Origin of the sequence: Pseudonocardia sp. UM4_GMWB1 (genome assembly GCF_017312155.1) — a bacterium.
Taxonomy (GTDB): Bacteria; Actinomycetota; Actinomycetes; order Mycobacteriales; family Pseudonocardiaceae; genus Pseudonocardia; species Pseudonocardia alni.
The window spans coordinates 4,382,907-4,402,858 of the sequence record NZ_QJPN01000001.1; the positions used below are offsets into that span (position 1 = coordinate 4,382,907).

General features: G+C 75.7%; 20 protein-coding genes. 7 read left to right on the forward strand and 13 right to left on the reverse strand.

Annotation, left to right across the window (positions count from 1 at the left end; genetic code table 11):
* Positions 1-32: 32 nt before the first annotated feature.
* Complete coding sequence (locus DMP15_RS20365) at positions 33-647, forward strand: C40 family peptidase (RefSeq protein WP_073573946.1); 615 nt, start codon at positions 33-35, stop codon at positions 645-647.
* A gap of 51 nt (positions 648-698) precedes the next feature.
* On the opposite strand, the gene DMP15_RS20370 is transcribed toward DMP15_RS20365, so the two are convergent.
* Positions 699-1,103 (reverse strand): STAS domain-containing protein, encoded by a 405-nt coding sequence (locus DMP15_RS20370; protein WP_073573947.1) that lies wholly within the window; start codon positions 1,101-1,103, stop codon positions 699-701.
* Positions 1,104-1,416: 313 nt separating this feature from the next.
* Here DMP15_RS20370 and DMP15_RS20375 point away from each other — a divergent pair, with 313 nt between their 5' ends.
* Positions 1,417-2,106, forward strand: a complete 690-nt coding sequence (locus DMP15_RS20375) for a TVP38/TMEM64 family protein (protein WP_157818530.1) — start codon at positions 1,417-1,419, stop codon at positions 2,104-2,106.
* 4 nt (positions 2,107-2,110) lie between these two features.
* Here DMP15_RS20375 and DMP15_RS20380 read toward each other — a convergent pair whose 3' ends face one another.
* Genes DMP15_RS20380 through DMP15_RS20390 form a run of 3 tightly spaced genes read right to left on the reverse strand, consistent with a single transcriptional unit; the run spans position 2,111 to position 5,402 of the window.
* The gene (locus DMP15_RS20380) at positions 2,111-2,902 is read right to left on the reverse strand and encodes an endonuclease/exonuclease/phosphatase family protein (protein ID WP_100880215.1); all 792 of its coding nucleotides are present in this window, start codon (positions 2,900-2,902) and stop codon (positions 2,111-2,113) included.
* Positions 2,903-2,910: 8 nt separating this feature from the next.
* Positions 2,911-4,476, reverse strand: a complete 1,566-nt coding sequence (locus tag DMP15_RS20385) for an FAD-dependent oxidoreductase (protein WP_337826310.1) — start codon at positions 4,474-4,476, stop codon at positions 2,911-2,913.
* On the reverse strand, positions 4,473-5,402 hold the full coding sequence (locus tag DMP15_RS20390) for a carotenoid biosynthesis protein (RefSeq protein WP_337826311.1): 930 nt from the start codon (positions 5,400-5,402) through the stop codon (positions 4,473-4,475). Before DMP15_RS20390 ends, DMP15_RS20385 begins: the two co-directional genes overlap by 4 nt.
* Before the next feature lie 126 nt (positions 5,403-5,528).
* Here DMP15_RS20390 and DMP15_RS20395 point away from each other — a divergent pair, with 126 nt between their 5' ends.
* Together DMP15_RS20395 and DMP15_RS20400 are read left to right on the forward strand one after the other, a co-directional pair.
* Positions 5,529-6,668, forward strand: coding sequence for a glycosyltransferase (locus DMP15_RS20395; protein ID WP_301549193.1), 1,140 nt, complete (start codon positions 5,529-5,531; stop codon positions 6,666-6,668).
* Positions 6,665-8,218, forward strand: coding sequence for a phytoene desaturase family protein (locus DMP15_RS20400; RefSeq protein ID WP_083658024.1), 1,554 nt, complete (start codon positions 6,665-6,667; stop codon positions 8,216-8,218). The genes DMP15_RS20395 and DMP15_RS20400 overlap by 4 nt, the downstream gene beginning before the upstream one ends.
* On the opposite strand, the gene DMP15_RS20405 is transcribed toward DMP15_RS20400, so the two are convergent.
* The gene (locus tag DMP15_RS20405) at positions 8,118-8,798 is read right to left on the reverse strand and encodes a CDP-alcohol phosphatidyltransferase family protein (RefSeq protein ID WP_073573950.1); all 681 of its coding nucleotides are present in this window, start codon (positions 8,796-8,798) and stop codon (positions 8,118-8,120) included. The genes DMP15_RS20400 and DMP15_RS20405 overlap by 101 nt on opposite strands.
* Before the next feature lie 36 nt (positions 8,799-8,834).
* Here DMP15_RS20405 and DMP15_RS20410 point away from each other — a divergent pair, with 36 nt between their 5' ends.
* A complete protein-coding gene (locus DMP15_RS20410) occupies positions 8,835-9,647 on the forward strand; it encodes a YhjD/YihY/BrkB family envelope integrity protein (protein WP_157818529.1) in 813 nt (270 codons plus the stop codon).
* 24 nt (positions 9,648-9,671) lie between these two features.
* Here DMP15_RS20410 and DMP15_RS20415 read toward each other — a convergent pair whose 3' ends face one another.
* The gene (locus DMP15_RS20415; RefSeq protein ID WP_073573952.1) at positions 9,672-10,466 is read right to left on the reverse strand and encodes an SDR family NAD(P)-dependent oxidoreductase; all 795 of its coding nucleotides are present in this window, start codon (positions 10,464-10,466) and stop codon (positions 9,672-9,674) included.
* A gap of 154 nt (positions 10,467-10,620) precedes the next feature.
* Between DMP15_RS20415 and DMP15_RS20420 the strand changes: the two genes are divergently transcribed.
* Positions 10,621-11,253, forward strand: a complete 633-nt coding sequence (locus DMP15_RS20420; RefSeq protein ID WP_073573953.1) for a TetR/AcrR family transcriptional regulator — start codon at positions 10,621-10,623, stop codon at positions 11,251-11,253.
* Between the two features lie 9 nt (positions 11,254-11,262).
* Here the strand turns inward: DMP15_RS20420 and DMP15_RS20425 are convergent, their stop codons facing one another.
* The 6 genes from DMP15_RS20425 to DMP15_RS20450 form a co-directional block, all read right to left on the reverse strand.
* Positions 11,263-12,018, reverse strand: a complete 756-nt coding sequence (locus DMP15_RS20425; protein ID WP_073573954.1) for an IclR family transcriptional regulator — start codon at positions 12,016-12,018, stop codon at positions 11,263-11,265.
* Between the two features lie 143 nt (positions 12,019-12,161).
* The gene (locus DMP15_RS20430; RefSeq protein WP_073573955.1) at positions 12,162-12,935 is read right to left on the reverse strand and encodes an SDR family NAD(P)-dependent oxidoreductase; all 774 of its coding nucleotides are present in this window, start codon (positions 12,933-12,935) and stop codon (positions 12,162-12,164) included.
* Positions 12,932-13,705: an SDR family NAD(P)-dependent oxidoreductase gene (locus DMP15_RS20435; protein WP_100880211.1), complete on the reverse strand. Its 774-nt coding sequence runs from the start codon at positions 13,703-13,705 to the stop codon at positions 12,932-12,934. Before DMP15_RS20435 ends, DMP15_RS20430 begins: the two co-directional genes overlap by 4 nt.
* A complete protein-coding gene (locus tag DMP15_RS20440; RefSeq protein WP_208623071.1) occupies positions 13,702-15,012 on the reverse strand; it encodes an MFS transporter in 1,311 nt (436 codons plus the stop codon). The genes DMP15_RS20435 and DMP15_RS20440 overlap by 4 nt, the downstream gene beginning before the upstream one ends.
* 41 nt (positions 15,013-15,053) lie before the next feature.
* Positions 15,054-16,790 (reverse strand): oxidoreductase, encoded by a 1,737-nt coding sequence (locus tag DMP15_RS20445; protein ID WP_100880210.1) that lies wholly within the window; start codon positions 16,788-16,790, stop codon positions 15,054-15,056.
* Positions 16,783-17,709, reverse strand: coding sequence for a dihydrodipicolinate synthase family protein (locus DMP15_RS20450; RefSeq protein WP_073573959.1), 927 nt, complete (start codon positions 17,707-17,709; stop codon positions 16,783-16,785). Before DMP15_RS20450 ends, DMP15_RS20445 begins: the two co-directional genes overlap by 8 nt.
* A 126-nt stretch (positions 17,710-17,835) precedes the next feature.
* Here DMP15_RS20450 and DMP15_RS20455 point away from each other — a divergent pair, with 126 nt between their 5' ends.
* Positions 17,836-18,729, forward strand: coding sequence for a LysR family transcriptional regulator (locus DMP15_RS20455; RefSeq protein WP_167410052.1), 894 nt, complete (start codon positions 17,836-17,838; stop codon positions 18,727-18,729).
* Here the strand turns inward: DMP15_RS20455 and DMP15_RS20460 are convergent.
* On the reverse strand, positions 18,726-19,931 hold the full coding sequence (locus DMP15_RS20460) for a cytochrome P450 (protein WP_073573961.1): 1,206 nt from the start codon (positions 19,929-19,931) through the stop codon (positions 18,726-18,728). The genes DMP15_RS20455 and DMP15_RS20460 overlap by 4 nt on opposite strands.
* Positions 19,932-19,952: the final 21 nt, after the last annotated feature.

Below are 19,952 nucleotides of genomic sequence, written 5' to 3' on the forward strand. Positions count from 1 at the left end.
CCCGCCGACCGCGGGCGACCGGGAGGAACGCCGTGCCGCTTCGGTCCCCGTTCGCGACGACGCTCGTCGCCGTGGTCCTGCTGCTCGTCACCGGCGGTGTTGCCGCGGCCGGGCCGGCGGCGACGCCCGAGCAGCGTGCGGCCACCGCGGTCGAGGCCGCACTGCGCCAGATCGGGCTGCCGTTCGTGTGGGGCGGCAACGGGCCGGAGAACGGCGACCGCGGCTTCGACTGCTCCGGGCTGACCGCGTTCGCCTACGGCAAGGCCGGCGTCGTCCTGCCACGGACCGCGCACGCCCAGTACCGCCGCGGCCCGCGGGTCCCCGCCGGCTCCCCGCTGCGCCCGGGTGACCTGGTCTTCTACGGCACCGTCGACAAGGTCCACCACGTCGGACTGTTCGTCGGGCAGGACCGGATGGTGAGCGCTCCGACGTTCGGGCTGCCGGTGCAGACCTCCTGGTACCGGTGGCGCGGCGACGACTACCTCGGCGCGACCCGACCGGCGCAGGCCACCGACGGCGTCCCGGACCCGGCGGTCCGGGAGACGCCGGACCCGTCGATTCCGGACGAGCCCTGGTTCGACGCCCCCGCCGCACCGCGACTGCCCACGTCGCCGACGGCCCCGCGGCGGGCCCCGGCGACCCGCTGACTCCGCCGGTGGCACCGGGGGCGTGGAGCGGCGACGCCGGCACCCGCCCCGTCAGGACGCGTCGGCCACCGGGGTGTCGACCGCGACCACGGTGAGACCGAGGGAGGGCACCAGCCTCAGGGCCCGGGCCGCAGGCGCCGCCGGGTCCAGTACCACCACGACCGCGGTCCCGTGGGCACGGGCGCGGTCGGCGGCCGCGCGCAGGATCGTGACCCCGCGCAGTCCGAGGAAACGGACGGCGTTGAGGTCGAGTACGACCCGGCCACCCGCCGCGAGGTCGACGGCGGCGAGCACGCGCACCTCGACCGCGGGTCCGGTGGCGAGGTCGAGGTCGCCGGACACGCCGATGACGACGGTCGCGGCGGGACCGCACCCGACCTCGACCTGCGGGCCGGCGTGAGCGGGCTCGGGCTCGGGGACGAGGAGGAGACGACGGGATGGCGTGGGCGCGGTCATGGGTCCGCCAGGAGGGAGGTGGCCGGTCCCGTTGCGGGAACGGTCGGCCCGTGGTGCCGTCGGGGCACTGAGCTGTACCGGACGGCCGAACGGCGACGGCTCCGAGGAGGCGTCGCCCGAAGATGTGTCGAGCTGGACCGGGGTCGTCACGGTCGACGGCCCGGTCCGTCACCGTAGCCGTCGCCGGCACCGGGTGTCCAGGGTGCGGTCCGCTCCCCCGGCGGGCCGGCGCCCCGGCGGGGATACTCACGACGATGCCGACCGCACCGGAGATCCCCCGGGCTGCCGGGCCCCGACCGCCCGCCGGAGCCCGGTGACCGGGCCCGTCGTCGCCCGCCTCTGGCGTCCCGTCCTGCTCGTGGCGCTGGTGGGCGTCGCGGTCGTCGTCGCGATCGCCGTCGGGGTGCCCTCGGTGGAGCAGCTCCACGACGGCCTGGCCGGGACCGGATGGGCGGGACCGCTGCTGTGGGCGGCACTGTACGCCGGACTGTCGCTCACCCCGGTGCCGGTCAGCCTGCTCGCCGTGCTCGGCGGGGTGCTGTTCGGGTTCGGCGAGGGGCTGCCCGCCACGCTCGCCGGGAAGTTCGTCGGCGCGGCGGTCGGGTTCGCCCTGGCGCGGCGGCTGGGCCGGGACACGGTGCTGCGGCTGGTGGACCGCTCGGGCCGGGGCGCGGAGCGGATGGCGGTGGTCGACGACCTGGTGCGCCGTCGCGGCGTCCTGGCCGTGGTGGGGGTCCGGCTCGCGCCGGTCCTGCCGTACTCGGTGCTGAACCTGCTGTGGGGGCTGACCGCGGTCCGGTTCCGGCACTACCTCCTCGGCACCGTCCTGGGGGTCACCCCGGGCACGACGGCGCTGGTCGCGGTCGGCGCGTTCGGCACCGACCCCGGGTCGCTGCCGTTCCTGGTCTCGGTGGCCGGGCTCGGGGTCGTCGTGCTGACCGGGGTCGTCCTGGCCCGGCGCCGGCCGACCCGCTCGCGCGCCGACCCGCCCGCGAACGGCTGAGGGCTCAGCCGGGCCCGACCGTCGCGGCGACGGCGCGGTGGTCACCGACGTCGAGTGGCAGCACGGCCGGGTCCCGCCCGGTCAGGCGGCCGAGCGCGATCAGGTGGTCGAGCTGGGCACGCGGCGTCGCCGCCGGGAACGTCCGCCCGTCGACGAGCCGCCGGCCGCCGGTCACCATCGCGGGGAGCGAGCCGGGCAGGTTCAGGTCCCCGGCGACGACCACCGGCCCGGGCAGCCCCGCCGCCCAGCGCCGCAGCGCCCGGAGCTGGCGGACGGCCGTCGGCGGGGCGAAGGACAGGTGGGTCGCCACCACCGTGAGCGTCCCCAGCTCCGCGGCGACGGCGACGCGCGGCTCGTCGGGGAACCAGGCGAGCCGGGTCCCCCCGCCGGGGGCGGGCACCGGCACCGGCAGCCGGCCCCGTCCGGCCTCGAACCCCAGCACGTGCCACCGGCGCACCGGGAGCCGGGAGAACAGCGCGACGCCGTAGCGCGGCCCGGTCGCCGGGTCGCCGGGGCCGCGCAGGACCGGGGGGTCGAGCGGGGTCCACGACGGCAGCGGGTCCGGACGCGGCTCGCCGTGCATGGTCGCGGCGGAGCGCCAGTCCACGGCACCGAGCCCGGCCGCGAGCAGCGACGGCTGGTCGTCACCCGCCGAGCGGGACTGGCCGGTGTCGACCTCCTGCACCGCGACGACGTCGGCGCCCACCCCGGCGACGGCCGCCCCGAGCGCGGGGCCGGTCAGGCACCGCCCGTCCGCCCCACGTCCGGAGGCGAGGTTCAGCGACGCGACCCGCACGGCCGCGGTCAGCGGGCCGCGGCGTGGCGTCCGCGGGCCCCGCGCAGCGCCGGGACACCGGCGAGGAGGCCGCGCTGCGGGATCCCGTCGACCGGTTCGGCGGCCGCCCCCAGCTCGGCGAGCACGTCGTTCGCGGCGAGCACGCCCGACATCGACGAGCGCTCCATCAGCCCGGCGAGGTAGGGCGTCTCCACGAAGTCACCGGCCACCCGCAGGCCGCGCGCGTCGGTCCGCACCCCCGGCCGGGTGCCCGCCGTCCCGGGCGGGAACGCGGGCGCGGTGGCCTCCAGCCGGTCGTACCGGTCGAGGACGGTCGCGTCCGCGGTCTCGGGCCACAGCACGGCCAGCTCGGCGCGCAGCGCGGCCGCGGCGGACCCCACGTCGGGCTCGGCGCAGGAGTAGGAGTGCAGCTCCACCACCGACCCGCCGGTCCCGGCGGCCCACCGGGACGAGGGCTCCTCCAGCCGGGAGTAGACGGTGACCGAGTCCAGGGTCGGCTGCCCGCTGACGGCGCTGAACACCGCCCGTCCCGGGTCGACGTCGCGGTCCAGCCACAGTCTGCTGACCGCGAACGGGGGCGCGACGCGCAGCGCCGCGCACTGTGCGTGCAGCCGCGGCGCCGTCGTCGCCAGCGCGGGTGAGCCGGTGACGACCGCACGCAGCGCGCCCGGGTCGAGGGCGAGCACGAGGTGCCGGGTGGTGGTCGCCGCGGGGCCCTCGATCCGCCAGCCGGCGCCGTCGGGGTGCACCGCGGTGACCCGCGCCCCGGTGCGGACCTGCGCCCCGAGGGAGGTGAGGTATCGCCACAGCGGCTGCCAGACGGCGGTGGCGTGGTCGGTGCACGGGGCGTCGAAGGCGATGCCCTCGGGGTTGCCGAGGAAGTAGTAGTGGAACATCGCGACGAGCTCGGCGGCGGACAGGTCGCCCTGGTTGCAGAAGAACGACCGGGCGAACGCCTCGAACAGCATGCTGCGGGTGCGCTCGGTCATCCCGAGCCGGTCGAGGAACGACGCGGCGTCGACGCCGTCGAGCTCGGCGGTGGTGGTGGCCCGGTCGTAGGCCAGCAGGGCGCGTCCGGCGTCGGGGTCGGCGGAGGTGAGCTCGCGGCGCGACAGGCTCCGGCTGCGCAGCGCCAGCGCGAGCAGGTTGAACGGCGGGGCGGCGGGCAGCCCCGACAGGTCCTCGTCGGGCCACCGCGCGGAGATCACCGGGTAGTGCCCGACCGGCCGCAGGAACGACAGCTGCGGGTCGGCGCGGCGCAGGATCGACCGCCAGGTGTAGTACTGCCGGAAGAAGGCGTGGAAGCCGTGCTCGACCTGCGCGACGGTGCCGTCGGACAGGGTGTGCGGCCAGGCCCCGAGCCGTCCGCCGAGGTGGTCGGCCGCCTCGAGCAGGGTGACCCGCACCCCGCGTTCGGCCAGCACCACCGCCGCGGACACCCCGGCGATCCCGCCCCCGACGACGACCGCCTCCGACCCGGCGGGCACCTCACGCGGCAGCAGCGGGTCGGGTGTCACCAGCCGTCGTCGGCGCATGCGCAGCGGTGCGGCGCGGCGCCGCAGCGGGTCGGTCACAGGGTCCCTCCGGGACGGACGTGCGGACCGTGTCCGCCGGGGTGGCGGGCAGCGGATTCGTGGGCAGCGGATTCGTGGGCAGCGGAGTCGTGGGCAGCGGAGTCGTGGGCAGCGGAGTCGTGGGCACCGCGGTGACGGGCCCCGGGGCGGTGGGCCGCGCGGTCGCGGCGCAGGACGAGCGCGTACGGGACCGCGACCAGCCCCATCAGCACCCCGCCGACCAGGGCCGAGCCGGGCAGGCCGAAGAACACCAGGTGGGCGAGCACCGAGGAGGCGTAGACCCACAGGTACAGCGCGGCCGCGGGCCCCGAGCGTCGTGGGCCGCCGGGCAGCGCACGGTGCAGCGTCCCGACGATCAGCAGCGAGACGACCAGCCAGCCGGCGTAGTTGGTCAGCGGGATGCCGGGCACCAGCGGGAGACCCGGGTCGGGGCGCGCCCAGACCCAGTGGCCCGCGTCGACCATCTGCGGGTCGAGGAACACGTCCCAGGCGGCCAGGGCGAACGCCCCGACGGCGACGACCCCCGGTCCGCGCCGGGCCAGCGCCCGGCCCACGACGAGCGCGGGCCAGGCCATCATCGTCCACGCCATGGGCACGACGAGCGGGACGCCTGCCACCTCGGCGCCGAGGGTGCCGGTGTAGGCGTAGTCACCGAACGGCCACCCCGTGGCGAGCCCGACGGACTCGGCGACCAGTCCCCCACCGCCGGCGACGCCGAGCAGCACCAGCCCGCCCCGGGTGCCGTGCACCCGGACGACGTCGGCGACCGCGGCCAGGAAGAACACCGCCACGCTCAGCACCGTCACCGACGTCCGCAGCGGGGCGGGGGTGAGCGGGTAGAGGATCTGTACGGTCACCGCTCCGGCGACCAGCACCCAGGCGGGCAGGGCCGTGCGCAGTGCCCGGGGGGAAGCGGCCAACGCCACGCGGGAACCTCCACACGGTCCGGTCGGGGGTGGTCCCACGGTGCCACCACCCGGGCACGCCCGCGCGTCGTCCGCGGCCGCGGCGACGTCGCGCGGCCGGGCCGCCCCCTCCGTAGGGTCGCCTGCGTGCTCCTCCGCCGGCCGCTGCGCGCCGTCCGTCCGCTCGTGGCCGCCGGGTCCGTCCTCGCCGCGGCCGGGACGGTGCAGGCCTGGGTGAACCGGGCCGGGCTGCGTCGCCCGCCCGCCGCGCCGCCCACGGTGACCGTGCCGGTGTCGGTGCTGGTCCCGGCCCGCGACGAGGCACACCGGATCGCACCGACGGTGCGGGCGCTGACCGGGCAGCGCGGGCTGGCCGACGTCGAGATCCTCGTCCTCGACGACGGCTCCACCGACGGGACCGCCGACGTCGTGCGCACCGCGGCCGCCGGCGACCCCCGGCTGCGCGTGCTCACCGGTACCCCGCCCCCGCCCGGCGTGGTCGGCAAGCCGCACGCCTGCGCCGCGCTGGCCGCCGCGGCCCGCGGCGAGATCCTGGTCTTCGTCGACGCCGACGTCGTCCTCGTCCCGGACGCCGTCGCGGCCGCGGTGGCGCTGCTGCGCGACCGGGACCGGCCGCTGGACCTGCTGTGCCCGTGGCCGCGGCAGGTCGCCTCCGGCCCGCTCGGCCGGCTGGTGCAACCGCTGCTGGCCTGGTCGTGGCTGACGACGCTGCCGCTGTCGGTCGCCGAGCGGTCCGGACGGGCGTCGATGGCCGTCGCGAACGGACAGTTCCTGCTGGTCGAGACGGCCGCACTGGCCCGGGCGGGCGGCTGGGCCGCGGTGTCGGGCGCCGTGCTCGACGACATCGGGCTGGCCCGGGCGGTCCGCGCCGCCGGGGGCCGGACCGGCATCGCCGACGGGTCGCAGGTCGCGTCCTGCCGGATGTACGCGTCCGGCGCGGAGCTGCGGGCGGGCTACCGCAAGTCGCTGTGGGCGGCGTTCGGCTCGCCCGCCGGGGCGGTCGCGGTCGGCGCCGGGCTGGTGCTGGTCTACGTGCTGCCCGCGCTCGCCGCGCTGACCGGGTCGCGGGCCGGGCTGCTCGGGTACGCCGCCGCCGTCGCCGGGCGGGTGCCCGCCGCGCGGTGGGTCACCGGGCCGTCGGGCGGCGGCGGCGCGGTCGACGCGCTCGCCCACCCGGTGTCGGTGCTGGCCCTGCTCGGGCTACTCGCGTCGTCGTGGGCGGGCAGGCTACGCGGCACGCTGAGCTGGAAGGGGCGTGCGCTGTGAGCCGGGTCGTGGTGGTCGGCGCCGGGCTGGGCGGGCTCGCGGCGGCGGCGCGGCTCGCCGCCGCCGGGCACGCGGTCACCGTGTTCGAGCGGGCCGACACCCCGGGAGGGAAGCTCGGCGTCGTCACCCGGGACGGGTTCACCTTCGACACCGGTCCGTCGCTGCTCACGATGCCGGACCTGCTCGACGACCTGTTCGCCGCGACCGGCGGTCCCGCGGACCTGCCGGTCACGCCGGTCGACCCGGCCTGCGGCTACGTCTTCGCCGACGGCACCCGGCTGGACCTCCCGCACGCCGTGGCCGCGGTCCCGGCCGCCCTCGACGCCGCCCTGGGCGACGGCGCCGGCGCGTCCTGGACGGCGTTGCACGAGCACTCGCGACGGCTGTGGGACCTCGTCGGGGAGCCGGTCCTGCGCCGCCCGCTCACCACGGCCGCGCTCGCCCGGATGAGCGCCCGCCCGGCCGACCTGCGCGCGGTCGCGCCGTGGCGGACCCTCGACGGGCTGGGCGCGCGGCTGCTGCCCGACCCGCGGCTGCGGACCTGGCTGAACCGCTACGCCACCTACTCCGGTTCCGACCCGCGCCGCACCCCCGCGGTGCTGGCGGTGACCGCCTTCGTCGAGCAGGAGTTCGGCGCGTGGTGGGTGCCGGGCGGGCTGCGCCGCATCGTCGACGCCGTCGTGGACCGCTGCGTCGCCCTCGGCGTCACGCTCCACCCGGGCACCCCCGTCGACGAGGTCCTCGTGGAACGCGGCCGTGCCGCCGGGGTCCGGGCCGGGGGCCGCGAAGTGCGGGCCGACGTCGTCGTGTCCGGGGTCGACGCGCACGTGCTGCACGAGCGGCTGCTCCCCCGCGACGTCGCGCGCCGGGCCCGCAGGCGGCTGCACCGCACGCCCCGCTCGACCGCCGGGTTCGTGCTGCTGCTCGGGCTGTCCGGCCGGGAGCCCGGGCCGGCGCACCGGGTCTGGTTCCCGCGCGACCAGCACGCCGAGTTCGACGCGATCTTCGGTCGCGAGCCCCGCCCGGTGCCCGACCCGACGGTGTACGTGCACACCCCCGACGACCCGGCGCTGCGCCCCGACGACGCCTCCGAGGGCTGGTTCGTGCTGGTCAACGCGCCCCTGCACGCCCCGGGGCGCGGTGTCGACTGGGACGCCCCCGGGCTCGCGGAGCGCTACCGGGACCGGGTGCTCGGCGTGCTCGCCGCCCGCGGCGCCGACGTGCGAGACCGCCTGCGGTTCGCCGAGGTCCTGACCCCGGCCGAGCTGGAGCGGCGCACCGGTTCGCCGGGCGGCGCGATCTACGGCACCGCCTCGCACGGCCCCCGGGCCGCGCTGCGCCGGCCCGCCAACCGCGGCCCGGTGCCGGGCCTCTACCTGGTGGGCGGGTCCGCGCACCCGGGCGGCGGCATCCCGCTGGTGCTGATGTCGGCCGAGATCGTCGCCGGGCTCATCGGCCCGGCGGGGACTCCGGGAACCGCGGCGGGGTCGTCCGGACCACGCCCACCGCGAGCTGCACCAGCCCGACCGCACCCAGGACCGTCCAGGTGAGGGCGAAGACGGTCCCCCACGACACCCCGACCAGTGGCGGGCCGGCCGGGAGCACCGCCGCACCGAGTGCGGGCAGGGCGACCACGACCAGCCGGGTCGGCCGCTCGGCGACGGTCACCGCGCCCACCCCCGGCATGCCGACCGACTGCGCGCGGGCCCGCAGGAACTCGTGCACGAAGACCAGCGCGAGCGCCGCGAGGACCCAGCCGGGCGCGGCGCCGAGCGCGACCAGCACCGCCCCGAGCAGCAGGTCCCCGAGGCGGTCGGCGACGGCGTCGACCACCGCACCCAGCGGCCGGGCCCGCCCGGTGCGCAGCGCGACGGCACCGTCGAGGCCGTCGAGCACCCCCGCCGCGACCACGAGCAGGGCTGTCACCGCCGTCCACGGCGCCCCGGCCGGCGCGACCGCCCATGCCCCGGCCAGCACGACCACGCCGGACAGCGACAGCACGTCCGGTGGGACCCGGGCGACCGGGCCCGCGGAGAGGACCCGCACCATCCGGAGCCAGCCGCGTACCACCGGGGAGGGCCGGATGCCGCCGTGCAGGGCCGACCAGCCGTCGTCGTCCCCGGTCGTCATCGGACCAGCGTGCCAGCGCCGCACGGGGGGCGCGCCGTGAACCGGGCCCGCGCCCTCGCCCGCCGGCTCGGGAACACCTTCCCCGGCAGCGACATCGCGCTGTGGGCCGCCGGTGCGACCTACTTCGGGGTGATCGGGCTGGTCCCGCTGGCGATGGTGGCGTTGTGGGGCGTCGGCGCGCTGGCCGGGCCGGGGACGGTGACCACGGCGATGGAGGCGGCGATCGGCGGGCTCCCCGGCGGGCACGGCACGCCCGAGGCGCTGCGCACACTGGCCGCGGTGTCGCTGTCGATGGCCTGGTGGCAGGCGCTGGTCGTGCTGTTCCCGGCCAGCCTCTACGGCGAGGGCCTGCGCCGCGCGTTCGTCCAGATGTCCGCAGCCCGCGACCGTCTCACCGGCTGGCGCGGCCGCGCCGGGCTGCTCGGGGTCGCGGCGGTCGCGCCGTTCCTCGTGCTGGTCGTGCTGGGCGCGGCGCCCTACGTCGGGCCGCTCTACGCCGCGGGTGGCTGGTCGCTGGTGTGGGGCGTCGTGGTCGCGTTCCACGTGGTGTGGGTGACGCTGTCGACCGCGCTGCTCGCGGTGTTCGGGCTGGTCGGGCCGGGGCGGCTGGGCCGGCGCGCGCTGGTGCTCGGCGCGTTCGGCACCGGGTCGGTGCTGGCCGGGTTCCTGCAGGGTTTCCTGCTGTTCCTGGCCATCCCGATCGAGTGGTCGGCGCCGTTCGCCGGGCTGCCCGTGGTCGGGACGGTGTCGGCGCTGGCGCTGTGGCTCTACCTGCTGCACATCCTGGTGCTGTGCGGGTTCCGCGCCACCGTGGTGCTCGACGAGGTCCTCACCGCCCGGGACCGGTGATCCCGGGCGGTGCGGACCTGCCGGTCACATGCCCATGCCGCCGTCGACCGGCAGGCCGGCGCCGTTGACGAACCGGGCGGCGTCGGAGGCGAGGAAGGTGACCGCGTCGGCGATGTCGGCGACCTCGCCGAGCCGGCCGGACGGGGTCAGCTCGACCACCGCCCCGACCGCGGCCTCGGGGCTCTCGAACAGTCCGAGACCGGCGGTCTCGACGGCGAGCTTCTGCCCCATCGCGGTCGGCACCAGCCCGGGGTAGACGCAGTTGACGCGTACCCCGTAGCCGAGCTTGCCCGACTCCATCGCCGCGACCCGGGTGAGCCGGTCGACGCCGGACTTGGTCGCGGAGTAGCCGGCGATCGCGGGGAACGCGATGGTGGCGGCGACCGAGGACACGTTGATCACGGCGCCGCCACGGCCCGCCGGGCCACCCGGGCGCATCGCCCGGAACGCGTGCTTGATGCCGAGCATCGTGCCGAGCAGGTTGATCTCGAGCATCCGGCGGACGTCGTCGGGCTCGGTGTCGACCAGCAGCTGGGTGACTTCGACGCCCGCGTTGTTGACCACGACGTCGAGGGCGCCGAACCGCTCCACGGTCTCGGCGACCGCGGCGGTCCAGGACGCGTCGTCGGTGACGTCGAGGTGCACGAACCCGTGCTGCTCGCCGAGGGACTTCGCCAGTGTGGCGCCTGCCTCGTCCTGCAGGTCGGCGACGACGATCCGGCCGCCGGAGTCGGCCATCGCGCGGGCCATCCCCTCGCCCAGTCCCTGTGCTCCTCCGGTCACCAGCACGGTGCGTCCGGTCAGGTCGATCTGCGTCACGGCGACTCCAGTGTCGATCGGTGATGGGGGCCACACCCTGCCGCGATCTCTGACCAGTTGTCAAGATATCGTCGGGCGGGCGTCCAGAACGAGGGCGTCGGAGGCGCAACGGTCGGTTACAGTGGCTGTCGAGCGGACGACGGGAGGGGGCCGCGTGGCACGGGCGAACCCGGTCGACAAGCACGACGCGCGCCGGCGCGCGCTGGCGGACTCGGCCCTGCAGACCCTCGGCGAGCTCGGCTACGCCCGGGCGTCGCTGCGCGAGATCGCGCAGAACTCCCCGTACAGCCACGGCGTCGTGCACTACTACTTCGCCGACAAGCTGGAGCTGATCGTCTACTGCGTGCGTCAGTACAAGGCGGTGTGCGTGACCCGCTACGACGGCGCCGTCGCCGACGCGACGACGGCCGACGGCCTGGTCACCGCGTTCGCGGACAAGCTGTGCGAGACGGTCGTCGACGAGGCCCCGATGCACCGCCTCTGGTACGACCTGCGCGCCCAGAGCATGTTCGAGCCGAACCTGCGCGAGGCCGTCGGCCAGATCGACCGCACCCTGGAAGACATGGTGTGGCGGGTCGTGACCCGCTACGCCGAACTCGCCGGCACCGAGGTCGCGCTGGGCCGGCACGCCGCCTACGGGATGGTCGACGGGGTGTTCCAGCAGGCGCTGCTCGGGTTCCTGAGCGGCGAGGACCCGCACGCGCTGGACACGCTGCGCACCGAGGTGCGCGACCTGCTGCCACTGACCCTGCGCCCGGCGCCGGTCGGCGCGGGCGCCGGGGCCTGAAGCCGGCACTCAGTCCGGCGCGGTGTCTTTCCCGCCGTGTGCCCGGGCGATGCCGTGCGCTGCGGCGCGCAGCGCCGGGACGAGGGTGCGGGCCCGGCCGTCGTGCGGCTGCACCGTCGACAGCGCCGCGACGACGGCCCCGTCCCGGCCGCGCACCGGGACCGCGACACCGGTCGCGTCGGGGTGCACGTGGCCCTCGGTGACGACGTGGCCGTCGCGCCGGACGCGGGCGAGTAGGACCCGCAGCCGGTCCGGGTCGGTCACCGTGGCGGGGGTCCGTCGTTCCAGGGGCGCCGCGAGCACCCGTTCCTGCTGCTCGGGCGGCGCGTGGGCGAGCAGCACCAGCCCCGATGACGAGACGTGCAGCGGCAGCCGCCCGGCGATCCGGGTCAGGTTGACCACCGCCCCGGGCGCGGAGAGCCGCTCCAGGAAGATGACCTCGTCGCCGTCGAGGACACCCAGCTGCACGTGGTGCCCGACGACCGCGTGCAGGTCCCCGAGGAACGGCAGGGCCGCGGCCCGCAGGGTCAGCGTCGGCGACGCCCGCTGCCCCAGCTCCCACAGCCGCATCCCGATCCGCAGCCGCCCGGAGCCGGTGCGGGTGAGCAGCCCCTGCTCGACGAGCTGCCCGACCAGCCGTGACGCGGTCGCGACGTGCAGCCCCGAGGCGCGGGCGATCTCGGCGACGCCCAGCTCGGCCCGCCCGGGCTCGAACACCGACAGGATCCGCACCGCCCGGGCCAGCACCGGTTCGCCCCCGACCACGGGTCGAGTCTGCCCCAGGGTGCCTCCCCGGTCACGCGGCCCGGTGGCGATCACCTGCCCGTGACGCCGCGACGGGCGGGCCGGCCCGGGCCCGTCGTCGCGGGTGCCCCGTACGGACCGTCGGACGGATACCGCCCCGTGGCTCAGCCCTGCGGGACGCGGAGGCCCGACATCCCGCCGTCGACCGCTAGGACGGCGCCGGTGAGAGAGCGCTGGTGCGGGTCGGCGAGGTGGAGGATGGCCCGCGCGACCTCCTCCATCCCCACGAGGCCCCCGGTCGGCTGGCGGCTGCGCAACGCCGCGAGCTCGGTGTCGGGGTCGGCGGCGGCGTCGAGCAGCCGGCCGATCCACGGGGTGTCCACGGTGCCGGGGCACACGCAGTTGACGCGGATGCCGTCGCGGACGTGGTCGGCGGCCATGGCCCGCGTCAGGGACAGCACGGCCCCCTTGCTCGCCGAGTACAACGCCCGGTCGGGCAGTCCGGCGGTGGCCACGATGGAGCCGACGTTCACGACCGAGGCCGAGCCCGCGCGGCGCAGTGCGGGTAGCGCGGCCCTGGTCGTGCGCACCAGCCCGAGCAGGTTCACGTCGAGAACCCGACGCCACTCGTCGAGGTCGTTGGCCTCGACGGTGCCGGCCGCGCCGACACCGGCGTTGTTGACCAGGATGTCGATCCGGCCGAACGCCGTCATGACCTCGTCGACGGCGGCGGTGACGGAGTCGTCGTCGGTGACGTCGGCGCGCACGCCGAGCAGCGGGCTCGGCACATCGCCCGGATCGAGGTCGAGCACGGCGACCCGGGCGCCGCGCGCCGCGAACAGGGCCGCCGTGGCTGCGCCGATGCCGGAGGCCCCGCCGGTGACGACGGCGGTCAGCCCGGCGAAGTCCGCGCGGGGGTCGGTGGTGGTGTCGGTCATGGCAGGGTCTGTCCTCCGTCGACGTGCCAGGACTGCCCGGTGACGAACCGGCTGGTGTCCGAGGCGAGCACCAGGGCCAGGTCGGCGACGTCCTGCGGGGTGGTGAGACGTCCCATCGGGATGCCGGTGCGGTACTTCGCGGGGTCACCGTGGATCTGGCGCTCCGGGCCGACGCCGAGCTCACGCCACTGGGCGCGTTGCAGCTCGGTGTCGCAGGAGCCGGGGCACAGCGTGTTGACCCGGATCTGCTCGGCGGCGAGTTCCAGCGCCAGGCAGCGGGCCATCATGTCCGTGGCCGCCTTGGACGCGCAGTACGCACCCAGGTCCATCCGCGGGGTCCGGGCACAGTTCGAGGTGACCACGACGATCGAGCCGGGCCCGCCGCGGGCACGCATGTGGCCCGCCGCGGCGCGCACCGACAGGAACGCCGCCCGGGTGTTGACGGCGAACTGGGCGTCCCAGTCCTCGACGGCGGAGGTGACCAGGTCACCGGCCCGCAGGATGCCGGCGTTGTTGACGAACACCTCGGGTGCCCCGAGCCGCTCGACGACCTCGGCGAACGCCCGGTCGACGGCGTCGGCGTCGGTGAGGTCGGCCGACACCGGGACGCCGCCGAGCTCCTCGGCGACCAACCGCGCGCCGTCGGCGTCCTTGTCGATCACCGCCACCCGGGCCCCGGCGTCGGCCAGCGCCGTGGCGATGGCCCGGCCGATGCCGCGGGCCGCGCCGGTGACGGCGGCGGTGCGACCGGTGAGATCGAGTGCGGTCACGACGCGACCTCCCCGGTGGTGTGGTCGGCGTACCGGGCCCGCATGGTGAGCAGGGACGCCAGGCTGATCACGGCGGTGGCGACGAGGAGCGCGGCCATCGGCCAGGACGCCTGGTCGTAGGCGACCAGCAGTGCGCTGGCCACGAGCGGGACCAGCCCGCCGAGCATGCCGCCGATCTGGTAACCCAGGGAGGCACCCGAGTAGCGGAGCGCGGGCGGGAACATCTCCGAGTACAGCGCCGCCTGCGGCCCGTACATCAACGGGTGCCCGATGCCCATGATCACGATGACACCGAGGAACAGCAGCGGTGTCGACATCGTCTCGATCAGCCAGAACAGCGGGAACGCGAACACCGCCACCAGGATCGCCCCGGCCGCGAACACCGGTCGTCGGCCGACCCGGTCCGACAGCGCGCCGAACAGCGGGACGGTGCCGCACATGATCACGGCGGCGACCAGGACGGCGGCGAGGAACGTGCCGCGCGGGATGCCCAGGTGCGACGTGGCCCAGGACAGCCCGAGCACGGTGACCAGGTAGAAGACCGTGTTGATCACGATGAACGCGCCGGCGGCGCCGAGCACACTGCCCGGGTGCCGGGCCAGTGCGTCGCGCACGGGCAGCCGTGCGGTCTCCCCGGCCGACTGCATCTGCGCGAACACCGGGGACTCCATCAGCCGCAGCCGCACGACGAGCCCGACGACGATGAGCAGCGCGCTGGCCAGGAACGGCACCCGCCAGCCCCAGGACAGGAAGTCCTCGTCGGGCAGGCTGCTCACCGCGGAGAACGCCGCGGTGGACAGCACGAGCCCGAGCGGGCTGCCGACCTGCGGCCACGACCCGTACCAGCCTGCTCTGCCGGGCGGCGCGTGCTCCACGGCCATCAGCACCGCACCGCCCCATTCGCCGCCGACGGCGACGCCCTGCACGAACCGGAGCGCCACGATGAGGACCGGGGCCAGGATGCCGATCTCGGCGAAGCCGGGGACCAGACCCATCGCCAGGGTCCCGAGGCCCATCGCGAGCAGCGAGACCACCAGCATCTTCTTGCGGCCGACCCGGTCGCCGTAGTGACCGAACACGATGCCGCCGAGCGGGCGGGCGGCGAAGCCCACCGCGTAGGTGGACAGCGAGGCGAGCAGGCCCGCACCCGGCGAGAACTCGGGGAAGAACAGTTTCGGGAACACCAGCGCTGCGGCGGTGCCGTAGATGTAGAAGTCGTACCACTCGACGGTGGTGCCGATCAGGCTGGCGAAGGCGACCTTGCTGCTCTGCCGCCGGTTGCCCGGTGGTGCGTGTACTGCGCTCACTGACGGCTCTGTCATGGCACGGGACCTCTTGTCGATCGATGTCAGGGGGTGGGGGCGGATCGAGCGCTGGGCGCCAGGGCGGCGTCGAAGGCGCTGGTGATGGCCTCGCGGGCCTTGCCGGCCCGGGCGGCGTCGCCGACGACGAGCACCGTGCTCCCGGGGTCGACGGGCAGTCGGCGGGCCAGTTCGGCGCCGCGTCCGGTGCGGAGCCGGTAGTAGAGCGCGTCCCGGATCCGCGGGGAGGCGAACAGGCGGGCAGCCGCCCGCGAGCGGGCGGCACGGGTGCGCAGCAGTCGGGGGACGACGGCGCCGAGGCCGAACCGGTAGTGCGCGCCGGTGGCCACGACCACCAGGTCGGCGCCGCGCAGGTCGTCACCGGCGGCTTCGGAGCCGTAGCGGAACCGGACGCCGCCGAGCCGGCAGGTCCGTTCCAGCTCGTCGATGTAGGCGGTGAACGTCGGTTCGGCCGCGGCGACGTCGTTGAACCGTGGGGCGAGCCCGGTGAGCCGGAACGCCCCGCCGGGGCGCTCCGCCCTGTCGATCACCGTGACGTCGTTGCCCTCGGCGACCTGGGAGGCGTAGGTCAGCCCGGCCGGTCCGGCGCCGAGCACCACGATCCGGCGGCCTCCCGGGGCGCTCGTGCCGGCGTAGACGTCCTCCCGGCCGGTCGCCGGGTTGACCACACAGGACAGCTGCGCGCCGGAGCGCATGTTCGTGATGCAGTGGTTGCAGGCCAGGCAACGCCGGACGGGGACTCCGGCCTGCGCCTTGGCCACCCAGCGCGGGTCCGCGATCAGCGGGCGGCCCAGGGCCACGATGTCGAGCTTGCCGTCGGCCACGGCGCGGGCGGCGAGGTCGGGGTCGCCGAGCCGCCCGACCCCGATCACCGGGACGTCGACGAGCTGCTTCATCCGTGCCGCGTACTCGACGAACGTCGCCGCGGGGTACGCCATCGGTGGGATCATCCGCTCGGCGGCGGGCAGGGAGCGGTAGTGCCCGGCGGTCACGCTGACCGCGTCGGCACCGTTCTGCTCCGCCCACCGGCCGACCTGCATGCCCTCGTCGGCGGTGAGCCCCCCCGGGAAGAAGTCCTCCACCCCGATCCGGAAGATCACCGGCAGGCCCGGGACCTCGGACTTGATGCGGCGCAGGATCTCCAGCCCGAACCGTGCCCGGTTCTCCAGCGACCCGCCGTAGGCGTCGGAGCGGGTGTTCTCCAGCGGGGACAGGAACTGCGAGATCAGGTAGCCGTGTGCGCCGTGCAGCTCGACCATGTCGAACCCGGCCCGCTGTGCGCGGGCCGCCGCGGCCACGTAGGCGTCGACCGTCTCGCGGATCCGGGCGGCCGACATGGCTTCCGGGACGGCGAGCTCGGCGTCGATCTCGAAGACCGGGGTGGGCACCGCCGACGGCGCCACGGGGGTGGTGCCGGAAACGACGGACCGCGCCCGGCTGCCGCCGTGCCCGAGCTGGATCGACGCCCGCGCCCCGGCCTCGTGCAGCGTGTCCACCAGCCGGCGCAGGCCGGGCAGGAACATGTCGTCGTAGATGCCCAGCTCGCGGAACCGGTGCTTGCCGGCGATCTCGGGTGAGGCCATCTCGACGGTGACCAGGCCGACACCACCGTCGGCGCGGGCCCGGTAGTAGGCGAGCGTCGCCTCGGTGACGTGCCCGGCGTCGTCCGCGAGGCGGGTGGTCATCGAGGGCAGCAGCGTGCGGTTGCGGAGCCGCACGCCCCCGATCTCGATCGGGTCGAACAGGCCGGGGACCTCAGCCACGGGGCAGCTCCGCCCGCTCGACGGCCGCCCGCAGCGTGGCCCGCTCGGTGTCGGGCACCGGCTGCAGGGGTGGGCGGACGTGCGCGGCGTCGATCCGGCCCAGCTGCGCCAGCGCCACCTTCATCCGGTTGTGCCCGTCCAGGAACGGATCCGCGTAGCAGGCCTCGGCGAAGGGCTGGATGCGGTCCCAGACCCGGCGTGCCTCACCCAGGTCCTGCTTCTCCACCGCGCGGAACAGCTCCACCTGCAGGTCCACGACGACGCTGCCGTGCCCGGAGAGGATCCCGTCGGCGCCGAGCACCAGGGAGGCGAGCAGCGAGCGGCTGAAGCTGGACAGCAGCGACACCGGCCGGTCCAGCGCTCGCAGCGCCCGCAGGTTGCGCTCGTAGGCGACGATGTCGTTCGACCACTCCTTCACCGCGACCACGCTGTCGATCTCGGAACAGATCCGGACCAGCGTGTCGGTGTCCAGCCGGAGTCCCGACGTCGCCGGGTAGACGAACGCGATCATCGGGAGCGACGTGGCATCGGCGATCGTGGCGTAGTGGCTCACCGCCATCTCCGGGCGCAGCTGTGCCCCGCCCTCGAACACGACTGTGGGGAACACGAGCAGCCCGTCGGCTCCGGCGGCTTCGGCATCCGCGGCGATCCGCGCGGCCTTGGCCGAGCCGTCCTGGTACACCCCGGAGATGACCGGGACCCGCCCGGCGACCTCGTCGAGGACGATGTCGAGCTGGCGGCGCTGCTCGTCCGCGGTCAGCGTGGCCACCTCGGAGGCGTGCGCGTTGGTCGTGATGCCCGCGACGCCCTCGACGTCGAGCAGCGCACGCAGGTGGCGGCGGAGGTTGGTCTCGTCGATCTGCAGGTCGTCGGTGAACGGGAGCAGATGCGCCGGGATCACCCCGTGGAAGGAGACCATCGTCGGTTCCGTCCTCTCGTCGTCGGCTCGGCTTCTCCTCGTCGGATCAGCGCGCTGACACCGACGCTAGGCCGGTCGACCATGCGGGATGAAATGCCGTTTCAGCACCGCTTATGCTTCCGGTGCATGACAGAGATTCCTGCGGAGCACGGAGTGGAGTTCCGGCATCTCCGCGCCTTCGTGGCCGTTGCCCGGGAGCGGAACTTCACCCGCGCTGCGCACCATCTCCGGATCACCCAGCCTGCTCTGAGCCGCACCGTCGCCTCGCTGGAACGACTGCTCGGCACCACGCTCCTGGCACGGAACCGCCGGACGGTGCAGTTGACCGCCGCCGGTCAGCAGGTCCTGCCACACGTGCACCGGGTGCTGGCGGCGCTCGACGAGGCGGTCGGCGCCGCGACCGGCGCACCTCCCACCCTGCGGGTCGGCTTCACCTGGGGCTCCACGGCCGAGTACACCGCGCCGATCGTGCGCGACTTCGAACGTGCCCACCCGGACGTGACGGTGGAGATCCGGCGTTACGACGACACCGTGGCCGGTCTGGCAGACGGGCGTACGCACGTGGGTTTCCTGCCGGGTGACCCCGGTGACCCCCGGTTCGGGACGCTGGTGCTCGCCGACGAGCCCCGCGTCGTGGCCCTGCCGGCGGACCACCGGCTGGTGGACGGCGGGACCGTGGTGCTGGACGACCTCGCCGACGAGGCGATCGTGATCAACGTGGTGTCGGGCACGACCACGCTCGATCTCTGGGAGCCGGCCCGGCGCCCGGACACCGTCGTGCATGTGCGGAACGTCGACGAATGGATGGAGGCGATCGCGGCCGGGCGGGGCGTCGGGCTCACCCCCGCGTCCACCGGACGGCTCTACACCCACCCGCAGATCCGCTACCGGCTCGTCTCCGACTCGCCACGGGTACCGATCACGCTGGCCTGGCCCCGGTTGGCCGCGCACCCGCTGGTCGCGGACTTCGTCGCCAGCGCCGAGCGCCTGCGACACCTGTCCGATCCCACCACCACCTAGGCCGGCGTGACCCGCAGCGGCATCGACGCCCAGGCGCGCATGGTGTTGTTCGGCCGTCGGCGCGGTGGCCCGGCGGGGGTGATCGTCGCGACCCGCGCGGCGAGCGCGGCCAGCACCGCCTCGGCCTCCAGCCGGGCGACGTGCTGGCCGACGCACTGGTGCAGCCCCATCCCGAACCCGACGTGGCCCGACGGGTCACGGTCGAGGTCGAAGGTGCCCGCGCCGGGGCCCCAGTGCCGAGGGTCCCGGTTCGCCGAGCCGAGGAACATCAGCACCTTGCGCCCGGCCGGGACCCGCACGCCGGCGAGCTCGGTGTCGGTCGCCGTCGTGCGGAAGAAGGTCTGTACCGGTGACTCCCAGCGGACCGCCTCGTCGAACGCGACCCGGGCGAGCCCGGGGTCGGCGCGCAGCCGCGCCCACTGATCCGGGTACCGGGCGACGGCGTGCAGCACCGCCGCGAGCCCGGTGACGGTGGTGTCGACCCCGGCCGACAGGAGCGACCGCACGACCAGCGGAGCCTGCTCGGCGGTGATGTCGCCGCGGTCGGCGGCGGCCCAGATGTCGGCACCGAACCCCTCCCCGGCCAGGGCGTCGCGGGCGCACTGGGCGTTCACCCAGGCCGAGAGCTCCCCGAGCCGCGGAAGCTTCTCCTCCAGCAGCGCGTTGCGCGGGCCGAAGGCGTTGAACAGCAGGTCGCCGTAGGGCAGCAGGTTCTCCCGGCCCTGCTCGGGCAGCCCGACGGCGTCGGGGAACACGCGCAGCGGGAACGCCTCGGCGACGGCGGGGACGGCGTCGAACTCGTACCCGCCGGCCAGCACCTCGTCGACGAGGATCTCGGCGTCGGCCGCCCAGCGCTCCCGCAGCACGCGCAACGCCCGGGGGCCGAGGACCTTCCCGAGCACGCGGCGGGGCGCGTCGTGGTGCGGCGGATCGGCCTCCAGCAGCAGCGACGGCGGCCGCCACGGTGGTTCGGTGTGGAAGTTCAGCATCCCGACCCCGGCCCCGGAACGGAAGGACTGCCAGTCGACGAGCGCGGCCCGGACATCGGTGTAGCGGCCGAGGGCGAGCACGTCGTAGCGGGTGAGCCGGACCAGCGGGCCCGCGGCGCGGAGTTCCTCGTGGAACGCGAGCGGGTCGGTGAGGACCTCGGGGGCGAACGGGTCGACGTCGGTGGTGGGCAGGTGGTCGAGCGCGGCCGTCATGGGCGCTGCCTTCCGGTCGGA

Excerpts from the sequence above, each read along its gene's own strand:
- DMP15_RS20405 (WP_073573950.1), bottom strand. The coding sequence starts at position 8,798 with ATGACGACCGGGGACGACGACGGCTGGTCGGCCCTGCACGGCGGCATC.
- DMP15_RS20370 (WP_073573947.1), bottom strand. The coding sequence starts at position 1,103 with ATGACCGCGCCCACGCCATCCCGTCGTCTCCTCCTCGTCCCCGAGCCC.
- DMP15_RS20430 (WP_073573955.1), bottom strand. The coding sequence starts at position 12,935 with ATGACCGACACCACCACCGACCCCCGCGCGGACTTCGCCGGGCTGACC.
- DMP15_RS20455 (WP_167410052.1), top strand. The coding sequence starts at position 17,836 with ATGACAGAGATTCCTGCGGAGCACGGAGTGGAGTTCCGGCATCTCCGC.
- DMP15_RS20460 (WP_073573961.1), bottom strand. The coding sequence starts at position 19,931 with ATGACGGCCGCGCTCGACCACCTGCCCACCACCGACGTCGACCCGTTC.
- DMP15_RS20450 (WP_073573959.1), bottom strand. The coding sequence starts at position 17,709 with ATGGTCTCCTTCCACGGGGTGATCCCGGCGCATCTGCTCCCGTTCACC.